This is a genomic window from Arthrobacter sp. StoSoilB22, from assembly GCF_019977315.1.
Taxonomy (GTDB): Bacteria; Actinomycetota; Actinomycetes; order Actinomycetales; family Micrococcaceae; genus Arthrobacter.
Map to the genome: position 1 here is coordinate 1,307,768 of NZ_AP024652.1, position 14,882 is coordinate 1,322,649.

General features: G+C 62.8%; 14 protein-coding genes. 4 read left to right on the top strand and 10 right to left on the bottom strand.

The window, feature by feature from the left end; all coding sequences use genetic code 11:
• Positions 1 to 4: 4 nt before the first annotated feature.
• Entirely contained in the window at positions 5 to 1,399 is a 1,395-nt protein-coding gene (gene phoH2, locus LDN70_RS06355) for an RNA 5'-3' helicase PhoH2 (protein WP_142939880.1), read from the top strand.
• Positions 1,400 to 1,526: 127 nt separating this feature from the next.
• On the opposite strand, the gene LDN70_RS06360 is transcribed toward phoH2, so the two are convergent.
• Complete coding sequence (locus LDN70_RS06360) at positions 1,527 to 2,171, bottom strand: GNAT family N-acetyltransferase (protein WP_223942081.1); 645 nt, start codon at positions 2,169 to 2,171, stop codon at positions 1,527 to 1,529.
• 32 nt (positions 2,172 to 2,203) lie between these two features.
• Positions 2,204 to 2,965: a hypothetical protein gene (locus LDN70_RS06365; RefSeq protein ID WP_166841441.1), complete on the bottom strand. Its 762-nt coding sequence runs from the start codon at positions 2,963 to 2,965 to the stop codon at positions 2,204 to 2,206.
• A gap of 61 nt (positions 2,966 to 3,026) precedes the next feature.
• Here LDN70_RS06365 and LDN70_RS06370 point away from each other — a divergent pair, with 61 nt between their 5' ends.
• On the top strand, positions 3,027 to 3,578 hold the full coding sequence (locus tag LDN70_RS06370) for a prepilin peptidase (RefSeq protein ID WP_166841440.1): 552 nt from the start codon (positions 3,027 to 3,029) through the stop codon (positions 3,576 to 3,578).
• 126 nt (positions 3,579 to 3,704) lie between these two features.
• Positions 3,705 to 4,181 carry an NUDIX hydrolase gene (locus LDN70_RS06375; protein ID WP_142939876.1) on the top strand — a complete coding sequence of 159 codons (477 nt, stop codon included), beginning with the start codon at positions 3,705 to 3,707 and terminating at the stop codon, positions 4,179 to 4,181.
• Positions 4,182 to 4,183: 2 nt separating this feature from the next.
• Here the strand turns inward: LDN70_RS06375 and LDN70_RS06380 are convergent, their stop codons facing one another.
• The 5 genes from LDN70_RS06380 to LDN70_RS06400 form a co-directional block, all read right to left on the bottom strand.
• Positions 4,184 to 5,854 (bottom strand): MDR family MFS transporter, encoded by a 1,671-nt coding sequence (locus LDN70_RS06380; protein ID WP_166841439.1) that lies wholly within the window; start codon positions 5,852 to 5,854, stop codon positions 4,184 to 4,186.
• Positions 5,851 to 6,537 carry a TetR/AcrR family transcriptional regulator gene (locus LDN70_RS06385; protein ID WP_142939874.1) on the bottom strand — a complete coding sequence of 229 codons (687 nt, stop codon included), beginning with the start codon at positions 6,535 to 6,537 and terminating at the stop codon, positions 5,851 to 5,853. The genes LDN70_RS06380 and LDN70_RS06385 overlap by 4 nt, the downstream gene beginning before the upstream one ends.
• A 185-nt stretch (positions 6,538 to 6,722) precedes the next feature.
• Entirely contained in the window at positions 6,723 to 8,150 is a 1,428-nt protein-coding gene (locus LDN70_RS06390) for a class II fumarate hydratase (protein ID WP_142939873.1), read from the bottom strand.
• Between the two features lie 87 nt (positions 8,151 to 8,237).
• Positions 8,238 to 8,852: a carbonic anhydrase gene (locus LDN70_RS06395; protein WP_142939872.1), complete on the bottom strand. Its 615-nt coding sequence runs from the start codon at positions 8,850 to 8,852 to the stop codon at positions 8,238 to 8,240.
• Positions 8,853 to 8,920: 68 nt separating this feature from the next.
• The gene (locus LDN70_RS06400) at positions 8,921 to 9,622 is read right to left on the bottom strand and encodes a DUF4245 domain-containing protein (RefSeq protein ID WP_223942082.1); all 702 of its coding nucleotides are present in this window, start codon (positions 9,620 to 9,622) and stop codon (positions 8,921 to 8,923) included.
• Between the two features lie 200 nt (positions 9,623 to 9,822).
• On the opposite strand from LDN70_RS06400, the gene glpX reads away from it, so the two are divergent.
• Positions 9,823 to 10,845 (top strand): class II fructose-bisphosphatase, encoded by a 1,023-nt coding sequence (gene glpX, locus LDN70_RS06405; RefSeq protein WP_187697249.1) that lies wholly within the window; start codon positions 9,823 to 9,825, stop codon positions 10,843 to 10,845.
• A 170-nt stretch (positions 10,846 to 11,015) separates the two neighbouring features.
• Here glpX and LDN70_RS06410 read toward each other — a convergent pair whose 3' ends face one another.
• The 3 genes from LDN70_RS06410 to LDN70_RS06420 are packed head-to-tail and all read right to left on the bottom strand — an operon-like array spanning position 11,016 to position 14,881.
• Positions 11,016 to 11,951: a lipid II:glycine glycyltransferase FemX gene (locus LDN70_RS06410; RefSeq protein WP_223942083.1), complete on the bottom strand. Its 936-nt coding sequence runs from the start codon at positions 11,949 to 11,951 to the stop codon at positions 11,016 to 11,018.
• A gap of 3 nt (positions 11,952 to 11,954) precedes the next feature.
• Positions 11,955 to 13,205, bottom strand: coding sequence for a mannose-6-phosphate isomerase, class I (manA, locus tag LDN70_RS06415; protein ID WP_223942084.1), 1,251 nt, complete (start codon positions 13,203 to 13,205; stop codon positions 11,955 to 11,957).
• Between the two features lie 53 nt (positions 13,206 to 13,258).
• Positions 13,259 to 14,881: an LCP family protein gene (locus LDN70_RS06420; protein ID WP_166841434.1), complete on the bottom strand. Its 1,623-nt coding sequence runs from the start codon at positions 14,879 to 14,881 to the stop codon at positions 13,259 to 13,261.
• Between the last annotated feature and the right edge of the window lies 1 nt (position 14,882).

Genomic DNA, 14,882 nt, shown 5'->3' on the forward strand with positions numbered 1-14,882 from the left:
CGATGTGGCTATTTCTGAGCAACTGCCCGCAATGGTTTCCGACGGGGAAAGTGCAGCTACCTCTCGCGCCAAGCGGGTCTCACCACAAGGGCGGACCACACCATCCGCCACAGGCCGCAGCTACGTGATCGATACGTCCGTCCTGCTATCCGATCCACACGCACTGTTGCGCTTCGCCGAACACGAGGTGATTGTCCCCATCGTGGTCATCAGCGAACTGGAAGGGAAACGCCACGACCCCGAACTGGGCTACTTTGCCCGGAAAGCGCTGAGGCTCCTGGATGACCTCAGAATCGAACACGGCGGACTGGACCATTCCATCCCCATCGGCAAAGACGGCGGAATGCTCAGGGTGGAAATGAACCACATCTCCCCGGAAGTGTTGCCCGCAGGATTCCGTGGGGGAGACAACGACAGCCGCATCCTGGCTGTCGCCAAGAACCTGGCCAACGAGGGCCACAACGTAACCGTCGTGTCCAAAGACCTCCCCATGCGCGTCAAAGCCTCTGCCATGGGACTTCAAGCTGACGAGTACCGCAACGAACTCGTCAAAGACTCCGGCTGGACGGGCATGGCCGAAGTGGACGCCACCGAGGAAGAAATCACTACCCTCTACGGCCACGAACCAGCTTTTATCCCCGCAGCCGCGGAACTGCCCGTCAACACAGGACTCGTTCTCCTCTCCAACCGCGGCTCCGCGCTGGGCCGGGTTGGGGCAGACAAGCAGGTCCGGCTCGTCAAAGGCGACCGTGACGTCTTCGGACTCCACGGACGTTCAGCAGAACAACGGTTGGCCATCGATCTCCTCATGGACCCCGCCGTGGGCATCGTCTCCATCGGTGGCCGCGCAGGCACCGGCAAGTCCGCACTAGCCCTCTGCGCGGGCCTGGAAGCCGTCCTGGAACGCCAGGAACACCGCAAAGTGGTGGTGTTCCGTCCCCTTTACGCGGTAGGCGGCCAGGAACTCGGCTACCTCCCCGGCTCCGAATCGGAAAAGATGAACCCGTGGGCGCAGGCCGTGTTCGACACCCTCGGGGCATTGGTCAGCCAGGAAGTCGTGGAAGAAGTCATGGACCGGGGCATGCTCGAAGTCCTGCCACTGACCCACATCCGCGGACGATCCCTGCACGATGCCTTCGTGATCGTGGATGAAGCCCAGTCACTGGAGAAGAATGTGCTTCTGACCGTCATGAGCCGCATCGGACAAAACTCCAAGATTGTCCTCACCCATGACGTCGCCCAGCGCGATAACCTCCGCGTTGGGCGGCATGACGGCGTCGCAGCCGTAGTGGAGACGCTCAAGGGCCACCCGCTGTTCGGGCACATCACGCTGACCCGGTCCGAGAGGTCGCCTATTGCGGCCCTGGTCACGGAACTGCTCGAAGGGGCTGAAATCTAACCCCATCGACGCTTTGCCCACCTACGGCGAAGGCCAGACATCCTCTGCGTGCTAGCTCGTTCCTCGCTTTTGACGCACGCTGCCGGATGCCTGGCCTTCGCCTTGTCAGGCGCGCCGCCGGAAGTTGCTAGATGGCTATATATTGGGAAAAGGCTTCGTGGCCTTGGACTGTGACGGTCCAGGTGGGGCGTTTGAAGGTGGTGGGGGTGAGGCGGACCCTTTGGACTTCTTCCACTTTTTCGCCCCAGCCATCGCGGAAGATGCCGTTGAATTCGTAGCCCAAAGCGGTGGAGACGCCCAGAGATTGTTGGTTCCAGACGGCTGCCTCGGAGGCGGCTACTTCCGCATTCAGGTAATCGAAGGCGTAGCTGACGACGGCGGCACGCATGTCCTTGGCGAAGCCCTGGCCCTGTGCGGACTCCTTGAGCCATGAGCCCGTGCTGACTGTTTTGAGGGTGTTGAAGTTCTTGGCACCGATGTCTTGGACGCCCAGGAGCTCATCGTCGTTCCAGACTCCTAGGAGGAGGGTCCAAGACTCAGGCGTGAAGTTCGCCCGGCAGCGCCAGTACCACTGGGCCATGTTCGGGGCGAGCTCGTCCTCTGGAAGTTCTGCCCACGGCACGCTGAATGGGCTCTTGCCGGGTCGGTGCACGCCGGAGCGGGCCGCAGCCACGGCGGCCGGGATGTCGTCGTCCAGAACGGGACGGAGGGTCAGCCTCGGGGTGGTGAGGGTGAGTCCGAACGGGGGCCATATTTCTGCCAGCGATGTCATCGCCGTAGCTTAGCGCGGATGGCGTGTGGCTCTTAGGCGGCGGGGCCTATGTCCCAGGAGATGTGGCGCCGGACGTCCGTGAGGTTCATCGATTCCGCCAGGAAAAGGTCGTCCAGCATGTACTCGTCCACGGCAAGGATCCTGAGCCAGTGGCCCTTGCCTGCGGAGTCTCCGTCCAGGCTTTCACTGGCGACGCAAACGCCGGTGGCGGTGTCGATCCTGATCATGGTCCGGCCGGGGTGTGCCAAGGGTTCCGTTGGGTCCGAGGGGACGTACGTGCGGCTGGGCGTGACGATGGTTTCCAGGGCCAGCCGGCCCTCATGGTCCACCTCGCGGGGTTGCTCGAGGAAGACGGGGTTGGTGTCCGGGAATTCCAGGGGGACCGGTGCCTTGCCGGCAAGTTCCACGGGATCCAGCGCGGCGGCGAGGCGGCCATTCCCAAAGGAGGGTTCCCCGTAGGCGGCCTCGGGACGCCGGCGGACGAGGCCGGCGTCGTCATAAACGGGCGTCACAAGATGAGCCGGCAGAAGCCACGAACGGCGCGTGGAACTGACGTAAAGATCATCCCGGGAGTCGTTGATGCCGGTGGTGCTGTGCAGAAGTTGGCCGTCCGGGGTTTCGAGGCGCAGTGCACCCGGGCGCCTGAGCCATGCCCGGACCAAGGTGGCCTTGGGCGCGGACCGTTCAAGGTACTCGAAGCGGAGGCTGGTCCACTTCCACGGCGAAGAACGGCAAAGATTGCGGAACGTGGAGGACAAGTCAAAATCCGGTCCTGCTGCACTATAGCGCCCCATATCCACAGTTTACCCAAGCGTTCAAGCGGGCCGGACGGCCAAAGCGGGATAGCATCCGAAGGTGATTCGACGACTCTCAGACCTCTGGACGGACAGCCCGCTCGGCTTTTGGCTGGTGGTGGCCGCGTGCGTGTACTTCGTGGTCACGGCAGTGCGGTTGACGGTGATAGATGTCCGGAGCCACTTGTTGCCCGATCGCATCGTGTTCCCGGCCTATGCGGTCGCCGGGACGCTCTTGCTGGCTGCGGCCCTGCTGGCGTACTTCGCCGATGCACCCACGGAGGGCGCATCGGCGGCTGTGCTCTTTGGTGTGCCCGGCCTGGGTGTGATTGCCGGCGGTGCCGTGCTCTGGCTCTTCTACTTCGTGCTGCGGCTCGTTCACCCGCCGGGGATGGGCTTCGGCGACGTGAAGCTGGCCGGAGTGCTGGGCCTCTATCTGGGCTACCTGGGATGGAGCCACATTTTTGCGGGGACGTTCGCGGCCTTCCTGTTGGGAGGGCTGTGGAGCCTGGGTATCCTGGTGGCCCGGCGAGGCACGCTGAGCTCGGCCATCCCGTTCGGCCCGTTCATGCTGGCAGGCGCGGCTGCCGCAATGCTGATCCTTCCAGCGTGAAACCATGCAAGCGCTCGTTCCGGGCTAACTGCGGCCAAATTGCAACGCTCCCCGTCTTCTCGGTGTTAACCGTGCTGGGTCATGCTTTAGGCAAGGCCACCATCGAATTGAAGGAAAACTGACACCATGGGTGCACCCGAGTTCGTGCTCAGATTACGGGAGAAGATCGGTAACGACCCCCTCTGGCTGCCGGCCGTGCGGGGAGTGGTGTTTGATGACGATGGCAGGGTGTTGTTGGGTCAACGCGCCGACAACGGCCATTGGACGCTCATCACCGGAATGCTGGAACCGGGAGAGCATCCTGCACCCGGGCTCGTGCGGGAAATCTTCGAGGAAACAGCGGTGGTGGCCGAGACTGAGCGCATCATCGGCGTCGGAGTTGTGGGGCCGGTGACCTTCCCCAACGGCGACGTGTGCGACTTCCTGGACATCACGTTCCGGTGCCGGTACATCTCCGGCGAGGCGCAGGTCAACGATGACGAATCACTGGCAGTGGGGTGGTTCGCGTTGGACGAGCTTCCGGACATGAGCGCCGGAAACCTTGAGGCCATCAGGCTCGCCACGGAGCCCGAAGGCCCCGTGGCGTACCAAGTGGAGGACTAGCGTTACTGGTGTCCCGCGTCAGCACGATCCTTGTCGAATCCCTCCGACGCCGCCAGATCGGCTTCCAAACGCGCAGTCTCCAGTCGCTGTGCCTCCAGACGGTCAGCTTCGTCCCCGCCCACAGCCTCGCCACGTGCCACCATGCCGGCGGTATCGGAGAGGGGGATCTGCTTCAGAGTAATGGCCAGGATCAGCGCGATGGCGATGAACGGAACCAGGTACCAGAACACCGGTGCCAGTGAATTGGCATAGGCGTTGACGATCGCATCGCGCAGCTGTTCAGGCATCTGTGCCAAGGCCTGGGGGTCCAGCGTGCTGGTGGACTGCGAGGCCTGCTCGGCAGAGGCCCCGGCCCCTGTGAAGGCCTCAGTGAGGGACTCCGCCAAGCGGTTGGTGAAGATTGCTCCGAAGACGGCCACGCCCAGTGAAGCGCCTACTTCACGGAAGTAGTTGTTGGTACTGGTAGCCGTACCGATCTGGTCCGCCGGAACAGAGTTCTGCACCACCAGGACGATGACCTGCATGATCAGTCCAAGGCCCGCGCCGAAGATGAAGAGCTGAACGCAGATAACCCAGATGGGGGTTGCCGCCGTGAGCGTGGTCAGCCACAGCATGGCAGCGATGGTGAGCGCTGCACCCAGGATGGGGTACATCTTGTACTTGCCGGTTTTGGAAATGCGGATGCCGGAGTAGATGGACGTGCCCATCAGGCCAACCATCATGGGCAGCATCAGCAGGCCGGATTCGGCAGCGGAGGTTCCGGATGACATCTGCAGGAACGTAGGAACGAAGGCGATGGCCGCGAACATGCCCAGGCCCAGCGTGAAGCCGATGGCCGTTGCGTTAATGAAAATGGGGTTCTTGAACAGGCTCAGCGGAATGATGGGGTCCTCGGCGCGACGCTCGACCATCACAAAGAGAACCGCAGCCAGGACCATGCCGGCGCCAAACGCCCATGTAAGGGGCGAGTCCCAGCCCTCATCCTTCTTGCCACCAAAGTCGGTGAAGAAAATGAGGCACGTGGTGGCAGCGGAGAGGAACAGGACACCGAGGATGTCGATCTTCTTCTCGGCCTTCTTGTTAGGCAGCGTCAGGGTGAACCAGGCGGTGATGAACGCGGCGATGCCGATGGGGATGTTGATGTAGAAAGCCCATTCCCAGGTCAGGTGGTCCACAAAGAACCCACCCAGCAGGGGTCCGGCCACGGCGGAGAGGCCAAAGATGGCGCCCAACGGGCCCATGTACTTGCCGCGTTCTTTGGCCGGAACGATGTCAGCGATGATGGCCTGCGAAAGGATCATGAGTCCGCCGCCGCCCAGGCCCTGAATGGCGCGGAAGATGACGAAGCCCCAAAAATCGGTGGCAAACGCGCAGCCTACGGACGCAAGCGTAAACAGGGCAATAGCTACAAGGAACAGGTTTCGCCGGCCCAGGATGTCACCGAACTTGCCGTAAATGGGCATCACGATGGTGGTTGCCAGGAGATAGGCCGTGGTGATCCACGCCTGGTGCTCAACGCCGCCCAGCTTGCCCACGATCGTCGGCATGGCAGTGGAGACGATGGTCTGGTCGAGGCTGGACAGCAGCATGCCTGCAATCAGTGCCGAGAAGATGATCCAGATTCGCTTCTGGGTCAACAGCAGAGGTTCAGCTGCCTTGGAGAGTGTACTCATGCGGGGTCCTTCGAGGATTCAAGGGGGTTGGGGCCCAGTTGGTGGTTCGTGGCCAGCGGCTGGGCAAAGAGTTTGCGTGCGGCGTTGAGGTTCTGTTCGAGGATCCCGCGGTAGGGGCGCTCGTTGTCCTCCGAGAAGAACTGCTGCGCGGTCTTCTTGGATACTGCCCCGAATAACACCGTTGCCGTCATGACTTCGGGATGATCAGGGTCCAGGCCCTCACGGGCCGCGACCAGCTCCGCAAATTGGCGCTCGCGGGCCTCACCTTCAAGAGTGAGCCGCGCCAGGAGCTGCGGCTCGGCAGTGATGGCCGCGATGAACTGCTGAACCTCTGCGCGGCTGATGGAGGAGCGCTCCATCAGGGTCACTGTGAGGACATGCAGCGCAGCAAGAAGGGTTCCGGAAATGCTGTCCGGAGTGCGGGAAGTGTTCTGGTTGAATACTTCGAGCGCATCCGTCGGCAACTCATCCGAAAATGAGCCGATCACGGCGTCTTCTTTGGAATGGAAGTAGTTGAAGAAGGTCCGGCGCGAAATCCCCGCCGCCTCGCAAACTTCCTCAACCGTAAAACCGTTGAGGCCATGCTCAGCGGTCATGGAACGCGCGACGGCGGTGATCGCCGTCCGCGTGGCAGCCCGCTTGCGCTCGCGGAGGCCGCCGTCGATATTTGCACTATTGCTCACAAAGTAAAGTTTTGCACTCTTATCCAAATAGTGCAAAAAGAGGGTGAAGTTTTTGTACAGCTAATGACCCATAGGGGGCGTCTTAGGGGCGTTAGCTGTACAAAAACTCCGGGTACGACGACGGCCGGCACCTTCCGTGCGGAAGGTACCGGCCGTCGTCGTGCTTCAGGTATTGAACCTTAGGGCTAGGCCTTGTGGGCCGGGGCAGTCATGGTGGTGACGTCCAGGGCCTTGTCCAGCTCTGCTTCGGTGACCTTACCTTCGCCCTCGCCGACGAAGCCGAGCTTCTCGGTGGCCTGGCGGATGGTGAGGCCTTCCTTGACGGCGATCTTGGCGATCTTGGCAGCGTTCTCGTACCCGATGTACTTGTTCAGCGGGGTCACGATGGACGGGGAAGCCTCGGCCAGGAAGCGTGCGCGCTCCACGTTGGCGGTGATGCCGTCGATCATCTTGTCGGCCATGACGCGGCTGGTGTTGGCCAGCAGGCGGATGGACTCGAGCAGGTTGGCGGCCATGACGGGGATGCCGACGTTGAGCTCAAAGGCGCCGTTGGTGCCGGACCAGGCGATGGCGGTGTCGTTGCCGATCACCTGCGCGCAGACCATGATGGACGCTTCGCAGATGACCGGGTTGACCTTGCCCGGCATGATGGACGAGCCCGGCTGGAGGTCCGGAATGGCGATTTCGCCAAGGCCGGTATTGGGGCCGGAGCCCATCCAGCGGAGGTCGTTGTTGATCTTCATGAAAGAGATCGCGATGTTGCGCAGCTGGCTGGAACCCTCGATCAGGCCATCGCGGTTAGCCTGTGCTTCGAAGTGGTCGCGGGCCTCGGTCAGCGGCAGGCCGGTGTCAGCTGCCAGCAGTTCGATCACACGCTCCGGGAACCCGGCCGGGGTGTTGATGCCCGTGCCCACGGCGGTTCCGCCGAGGGGGACCTCAGCAACGCGGGGGAGTGCTGCGTTGATGCGCTCAATGCCGTAGCGGACCTGGGCGGCGTAGCCGCCGAACTCCTGGCCCAGCATGACCGGCGTGGCGTCCATGAGGTGCGTGCGGCCGGACTTCACGACGTCCTTGAACTCAACTGCCTTGCGGTCCAAGGACGCTGCCAGGTATTCCAGGGCCGGGATGAGGTCGTTGATCAGGGCCGAGGTGGCGGCAACGTGCACGGACGTGGGGAAGACGTCGTTGGAGGACTGCGAGGCATTCACATGGTCGTTCGGGTGGACAACTTTGTCGCTCCCGGCGGACGCGAGGGCGCGCGATGCAAGCTCGGCGATGACCTCGTTGGTGTTCATGTTCGAAGAAGTGCCCGAGCCGGTCTGGAAGACGTCAATCGGGAAGTCGCCGTCGTACTTACCGGTGGCAACCTCATCGGCAGCGGCAGCGATAGCCTCGGCGAGCTCACCATCGAGCACCCCCAGTTCGGCGTTCGCCAGTGCAGCTGCCTTCTTCACGCGGGCCAGGGCCTCAATGTGTGTGCGCTCAAGCGTCTTGCCGGAGATCGGGAAGTTCTCCACAGCACGCTGCGTCTGGGCGCGGTACAGGGCGTTCACGGGGACGCGAACTTCGCCCATCGTGTCATGTTCAATACGGAACTCAGTGGTGGAAGTCATGGGGCTAGCTTATGGCGATTGGACGCCTCACAGAAAACCCGGAGGGGAGTGCTACGTGCTCCGGCCCTGAGGCCGGAGCACGTCCTCCTAGAGCTTGCCGATCCCGGAAACGAGGGCCGCGCGGCCTTCGTCCAGCTTGTAGGACAGGCCGATCACGGCAACGCGGCCGTCGTCGATGGCGTCCGAAATCACACGTGAGCTGTCAGCCAGGCGGGCAGCGGTCTGCTTCACGTGCTCCACCACCATGTCGTTGACGTCGTCCTGGTTATTGCGCCTGGCCGTCAGGACCGACGGTGTAATGCGCTCCACGAGGTCGCGGATAAAGCCCGGAGGCATCTCGCCCGTTTCCACGGCCGACTTGGTGGCCTTGACCGCACCGCAGCTGTCATGGCCGAGGATGACGATCAATGGAACACGGAGTTCGCTGATGCTGTATTCGAGTGAACCCAGGACGGCATCGTCAATAACCTGGCCGGCGGTGCGCACCACGAAGGCGTCACCGAGGCCAAGGTCAAAAATGATCTCTGCAGCGAGCCGGGAATCCGAGCAGCCGAAGATCACGGCAAACGGGTTCTGGTTCTCAATCAGAGAAGAGCGTCGCGAAGCATCCTGGTTGGGGTGCAGGGATTCGCCGGAAACAAAACGTTCGTTGCCCTCGCGGAGACGGCGCCACGCCAGGGCTGGAGTCAGGTAAGTAGGCACGAGCCTTACTTTACGACGCGGACACCGCAGTCGGTGAAAGTGTTGCGCGTGATAAACCGGACGGCTTCTCAGGCGGAGGGCTGCGGAGACGACGTTGCGGTAGCCGGAACGCTGGCAGGCGGTGCCTGCTCTGCGGACTTCACGACGGCGGCGGCCAGGGTTGCGAACTCATCGAGCTTAGCCGTGCCGCTCAGGACGATGGTGGTGCCGCGATACTCCAGGACCATGCTCCGCTTTTCTTTGCCGGAGTCCCGCAGTTCCCACTCCTGGCCACCAGCGTTACGGGTTCCGGTCACAGGGAGGTTCTCTGTCTGCTGCAAAACCCACGTGGGGTTCGCCTGATTGGTCTGGGTGAGGCCAATGAAATTTTCCTTGGGAGTGAGGAACCCGATCTCCCAGGTAGGCACGCCGCTTCCAGTGCCGGACTCCCACCGGGCGTAATTGGGTTTGAATGTGTCGCCGACGTCCGGGGTGACGGGTGTGAATCCCGCCACACCTGTGGCGTTGCGGGCGATGGCCGCGACGTCAACATCAGGCCGGAAACCCTCGCCCTTGGGCGCCGGGTTCATCAAAACGATGGGAAGAAAAGCCAGGACACAAACCAGCAACGCAATGACCATGCCGATGACAGAAGCGTTGGCCCGCTTGGCAGCTTTCGCCGCAATGACGGGTTTATAGGGGGCATCCGGGGCTGCCTGGGCATCGGTGGGATTGGCCGCTGCAGCCTCGGATGGGTTCTCTGCTGCGGGCCTGTCCTGCGTTTCACTCACCCCTCCATGATCCCTTATCCGGGCAGGGAACACACATCCGGTAACCTCACCACAGGTGCCGGGGGCTGTGGTCATCCAACGACTCCCGGGCCACTCGGCGACTATGATCGTTGATAGAGGAACCCCGGGTTGCCCCGTGCAACCATGTCCGGTCCCGTGAATCGTCACTCGAAGAAGAGGTTCAAGTGTCTCCTGCACCAATGACCCAGCAGTATTCCACGATTTCGCCGTCGCTCGCCGTCGGCCTCGACGAACCCGACCGCAACCTTGCGCTTGAACTCGTCCGCGTTACCGAAGCTGCGGCAATTGCCGGCGGCCACTGGGTAGGTTTCGGTGACAAAAACAAGGCCGACGGCGCCGCCGTCGATGCCATGCGTTCATTCCTTCAAACCGTCCACTTCAACGGCGTTGTGGTCATCGGTGAAGGCGAAAAAGATGAAGCCCCCATGCTGTTCAACGGCGAGCAGGTTGGCGACGGCACCGGTCCCGAATGTGACGTCGCCGTCGACCCCATCGACGGTACCCGCCTGACCGCCCTCGGCATCAACAACGCCCTCGCGGTGCTGGCAGTAGCTGAGCGTGGCTCCATGTTCGATCCCTCCGCCGTGTTCTACATGGAGAAGCTCGTTACCGGCCCCGAAGCCGCCGACATGGTGGATCTTCGCCTGCCCGTCAAGCAAAACCTGCACCTCATCGCCAAAGCCAAGGGCGTCAAGGTCAACCAGCTCAACGTCATGATCCTGGACCGCGACCGCCACCGCCCCCTCGTGGAAGAAATCCGCGAAGCCGGTGCACGCACCAAGTTCATCATGGACGGTGACGTTGCGGGTGCCATCGCGGCAGCACGCTCCGGCACCGGCGTCGACGCCCTCATGGGCATTGGCGGTACCCCGGAAGGCATTGTCACCGCCTGCGCCATCAAGTCCCTCGGCGGCGTCATCCAGGGCCGTCTGTGGCCCACCTCGGACGACGAAAAGCAGAAGGCCATCGACGCCGGACACGACCTCGACCGCGTCCTCTCCACCAACGACCTCGTCACCTCCGACAACTGCTACTTCGCAGCAACCGGCATCACCGACGGCGACCTCCTGCACGGGGTCCGCTACCAGAAGGACCGCGTGCTGACCCAGTCGATCGTGATGCGCTCCAAGTCCGGAACGGTCCGCTTCGTGGAGGCCGAGCACCACGCATCCAAGTGGGAGACTTACGCGCGCAAGCCGTAACCCCTCCATTGCAGTCGCGTCTTTGACGCGGAAAGCGCCCCATCGCTCTGCGGCTATCTCCTCGTACCTCGTCGATTTGATGCCGCTCCCGCGATGGGGCGCTTTTCGCTGTTTGGATGCGGTGGGAGCAGCGGCTCCCGGCTTCGCGCTGTTGAGAGGCTGATGTGGTCCTAGCGGAGCTTGTCGCGGAGTTTTCTGGCCAGCTGGTAGGCGCCATAGCGCAGTTTGTTGACCGGGAGGTCCCAGGTGCCGGGGTAGGAGACTTCGCGGCCGCCGAAGGACTTCTTGAAGGCCGTGAAGCCCGCCCATTTGTGGTCCGGCTGGTCCTCGGGAGCCACGCCCCAAAGGTCCACGTGTTTGAGGCCCTTCTCCTTGGCATCGGCCATCAGGGTCACCAGGAGGGGAATGCCCGCACTGAGCTTGCGATGGGTATCGTCCAGGGCAGCGTGGGCGTAGACACGGGTATCAGCGGAGTCGTAGGCGAAGGCAGCCGCGATCGGCTCGCCCTCAAGCTCGGCAATGAACAGCGTTCCCGCCCCATTGGGCAACAGGGAAGCGGCTACCTGGGTGAGATACTCGTCGCTCTGCGGTTTGAAGCCGTTCCGGGCAGCCGTCAGGTGGAGGAAGTGCAGAAGGATCTTGATGTCCGCCGGATCTTGGGATGCGCGGAACGTCACGCCCTTCTTGTGGATGTTCCTGTAAAGGTTCCGGTTGGTGGGCTTCATCCCGGCCAACACGTCCTTGAAGTCGCCTTCCAGATCTACGACCCAACTCAGCTCCGGCTGCTGGTTGACCGGCGCCGGCTGCAAGCCGCGGGCGCGCAGGAGAGGTCCGGCGTCGGACGCTGTAAACCCCGCCGCAGCGGGTTCCATCCGCACGAACACCGCACTCTCGGTCTTAGCCAGGGCAACCAGGGCCGCCGTGGCGGCGTCGAAAGCCTCCACGGACTCCGCCACGGGGCCATAGGGAGCATAGATAACCTTGCCGGCAGGGTTCTTTTCCTCAACGGCGAGGAAACTCCAGCCGGGCCCGGACTGCTCGTGGACACGGCGTCCCAGGGAACGCTGGACTGCCGCCCATGCGGGCGTTTGCAGGAAAAACTCCATGGATCAGTTCCCCAGGCCCGTGGTCACTGCGAAGGCAACACTGACGTCGGTGGCACCTTGCACTGGGTGAACATTGACGGGCGCTTCGATATCGGGGATGAACGCGGCGGCGCCGCGCTCAAGCCGGAGGTCGCTCTTGGGGGAGTCGAGCATCACCGAACCGGATACCACCACGACGACGGCGGGCCCGGTTTGCGCCAGCGGCACCGGCTCGGCCCCCGGGGCAAGCTCGATGCGCTGGAGCTGGAATTCCTTGAAGGGCGGGCGGTACAGTTCCTGCCCGAATTCCGTACCGCTGGCCTCGACGCGCGGCACGCCCAGTGCTTCGAAAAGGACAGTCTTGAGCAGCTCGGGGACGTCCACGTATTTGGGCGTGAGTCCGCCGCGGAGCACGTTGTCAGAGGACGCCATGACCTCCACGCCCAATCCGTGGAGGTAAGCGTGGATGTTGCCGGCAGGCAGGTAGACCACGTCGCCGGGCTCCAGGGACAGGTGGTTGAGAAGGAGGGAAATGAGGACGCCGGGATCTCCGGGGAAGGCCTCATTGATGTCCAGCATTGCGGTCAGGGCTTCGCGGTGCGGCTCCAACGGTGCACCGGCGGACAGGACGGCAACCACCTCATGGATCACGTCGGAGACGTCGCTGCCACCCTGGATCAGCCGGCTGAAGGCGGCCTTCAGCGCTGCGGACTCATCGGAATGGCCGAGGTCTGCGATGACGCCGCTGATGACATCGGGGGTATCGACTGCTGCCGAATCAAGGACAGAGGCCAAGTGCTCAAAGATGTCCTTGGACGCAGCCGGCGAACGGAAACCGCACAGTGCCTTGAACGGAGTCAGGGCGAAAATCATCTCCGGTTTGTGGTTGTCATCGCGGTAGTTGCGGTTCGCGGCATCCGCCGGGATCCCGGCTTCATTCTCCCTGGCAAATCCTTCCCGTGCCTGCTCCAGGCTGGGGTGCACTTGCAAGGACAAAGGCTGCTCGGCAGCCAGGAGCTTGGTGAGGAAGGGGAGCCGGGGCCCGAACTCGGCGATGCTCTCGGAACCCAGGCAGCGCACCGGGTCCGAGCCGATCAGGGCATCGAGGGGCTGGGTAACACCGTTGGGGTGAACGGCTGCGGAGGGCGAGTCCGGGTGGGCCCCGATCCACATCTCGGCCTCGGGTCCCCCCGACGCGGGACGACCCAGCAGTTCGGCGATGGCCGTCGTCGAACCCCACGCGTAGGGTCGCAAAACATTCTCAATCTTGTACACGAAAGAAGGTCCTTATCGTTGCGCTGGACGTGGGGTGGAGCGGACGAACAAGCCTACAGGGGCGCGCACTGTCCATTGGTGGCCACGAGATTACGGATGCCTTGCTCATCGCCTTGCGCCTTGAGGCCGTTCAGCAACTCGATGGTGATTGGCGTGCCGTCCGGTGTGGTGGTTACGGGGGTGAAATCGGCCGACGGCGAGGGCAGCTGACTTGCGGGCAGGAGCCCGGCTGTTGGACCCGCGGCCACAACGGTACCGGCACTGGCGTCGTCGTGGGATACGACGGCGTCTTCCGCCTTGGGGGTGTTGGACGACGCCAGGACTTCCTGGACCTTGGCATGGATCAGGTCAAAGTCAGGCACCGTGGAGAAGGACGCGTCAAAGTCCGGGGGCCCGATGGTGAGGCGCTTGACCGGCTGGTTCTTGGACTTCAAGGCCAAGTCAACGAAACTGCCCAGTTGGGTGGAGGAAATGTTCGAATCCACCACCTTGGTGCCGGCGTTGGCGATGTCCTCGAACTTGGTCAGCAGGGTGGCGGGATCGAGTTGCTTGAGCATGGCCTGCTGCACACACTGCTGGCGCGCGATGCGGGCGTAGTCATCCACGAACTCGCGGGAACGTCCGTACCACAAGGCCTGGAAACCATTCAGGTGCTGATCACCGGCCGGGATCCAGCCGTCAGGCATGCCGTGGATTCCGTTCGCCTCGTCAGTGACCGGACCACTGATAGGCACCCAACCGCCGGCCTTGATACGGATTCCACCCATGGCATCGATGAGTTTGGCAAAGCCGTCCATATCCACCAAGACATAAGCTTGGACGGTGATGCCCAAGGTGCCGGACACCGCTTCGAGCGTGGCCTGAGCGCCGGGATCGGCAACCCCCGGGTAGAGATCCTGGTGGTTGTTGGTGACTTCGGTGTTGACGGCGTTGATGAGGCATTCGTCGCCGCAGTTGTAGCCGTCCGGGTAAATCTCGCGCATGGGCGAGCCCTCGCTGAACTGCGCATTTTGCAGGTTGCGGGGGACGGAGATGATGGCGCTCTCTCCGGTTTTGGCATCGACGCTGATGACGGAGAGGCTGTCCGGTCGCCGGCCTGTCCTGTCGTCGCCGGCGTCGCCTCCCATCATGAGGAAGTTATAACGCCCGTCCACGGGATCGATGGCGGGACCGGCGTTGAAGATGCTGCCGATCGCATTCCGGCTCACGTTCAGCACGTAGGCGAGGTAGCCCAGGGATCCGCTGGCGATGACGGTGCTTACCGCCAAAACGACGGCGATGATGGGCCGCATTCCCGGTGCCAGGAGTGCCGGCCTGATGATCCGCAGAGTATTGAGGAACAGGAAGGCCCACCCCAAGGCCAACGCCACCAGGATCACAATGATGAACAACGAGCCCACGGGATGGGTGGCAAGGCTGAGCAGCAGGCTTCGATTCACCAGCGCAACGATGAGCGTGAGCAGGGCAAGGGCCCACACCGTGATGGTGACGCGCAAAGCCATGCGGCCAAGTTTGCGGTCTCCGGCAACGATTTGGGCACTGCCGGGAACAAAGAGAGTGAGGAGTACCAGCACGAAGGCGCGTTTGGTCCGCACCGGCGCACTCGCGCTGGACGGATAGCGGACGGGATCAGTCAGGGCGGAACCGGGCTGATTCGTGGACTTGTGCATGGTCATC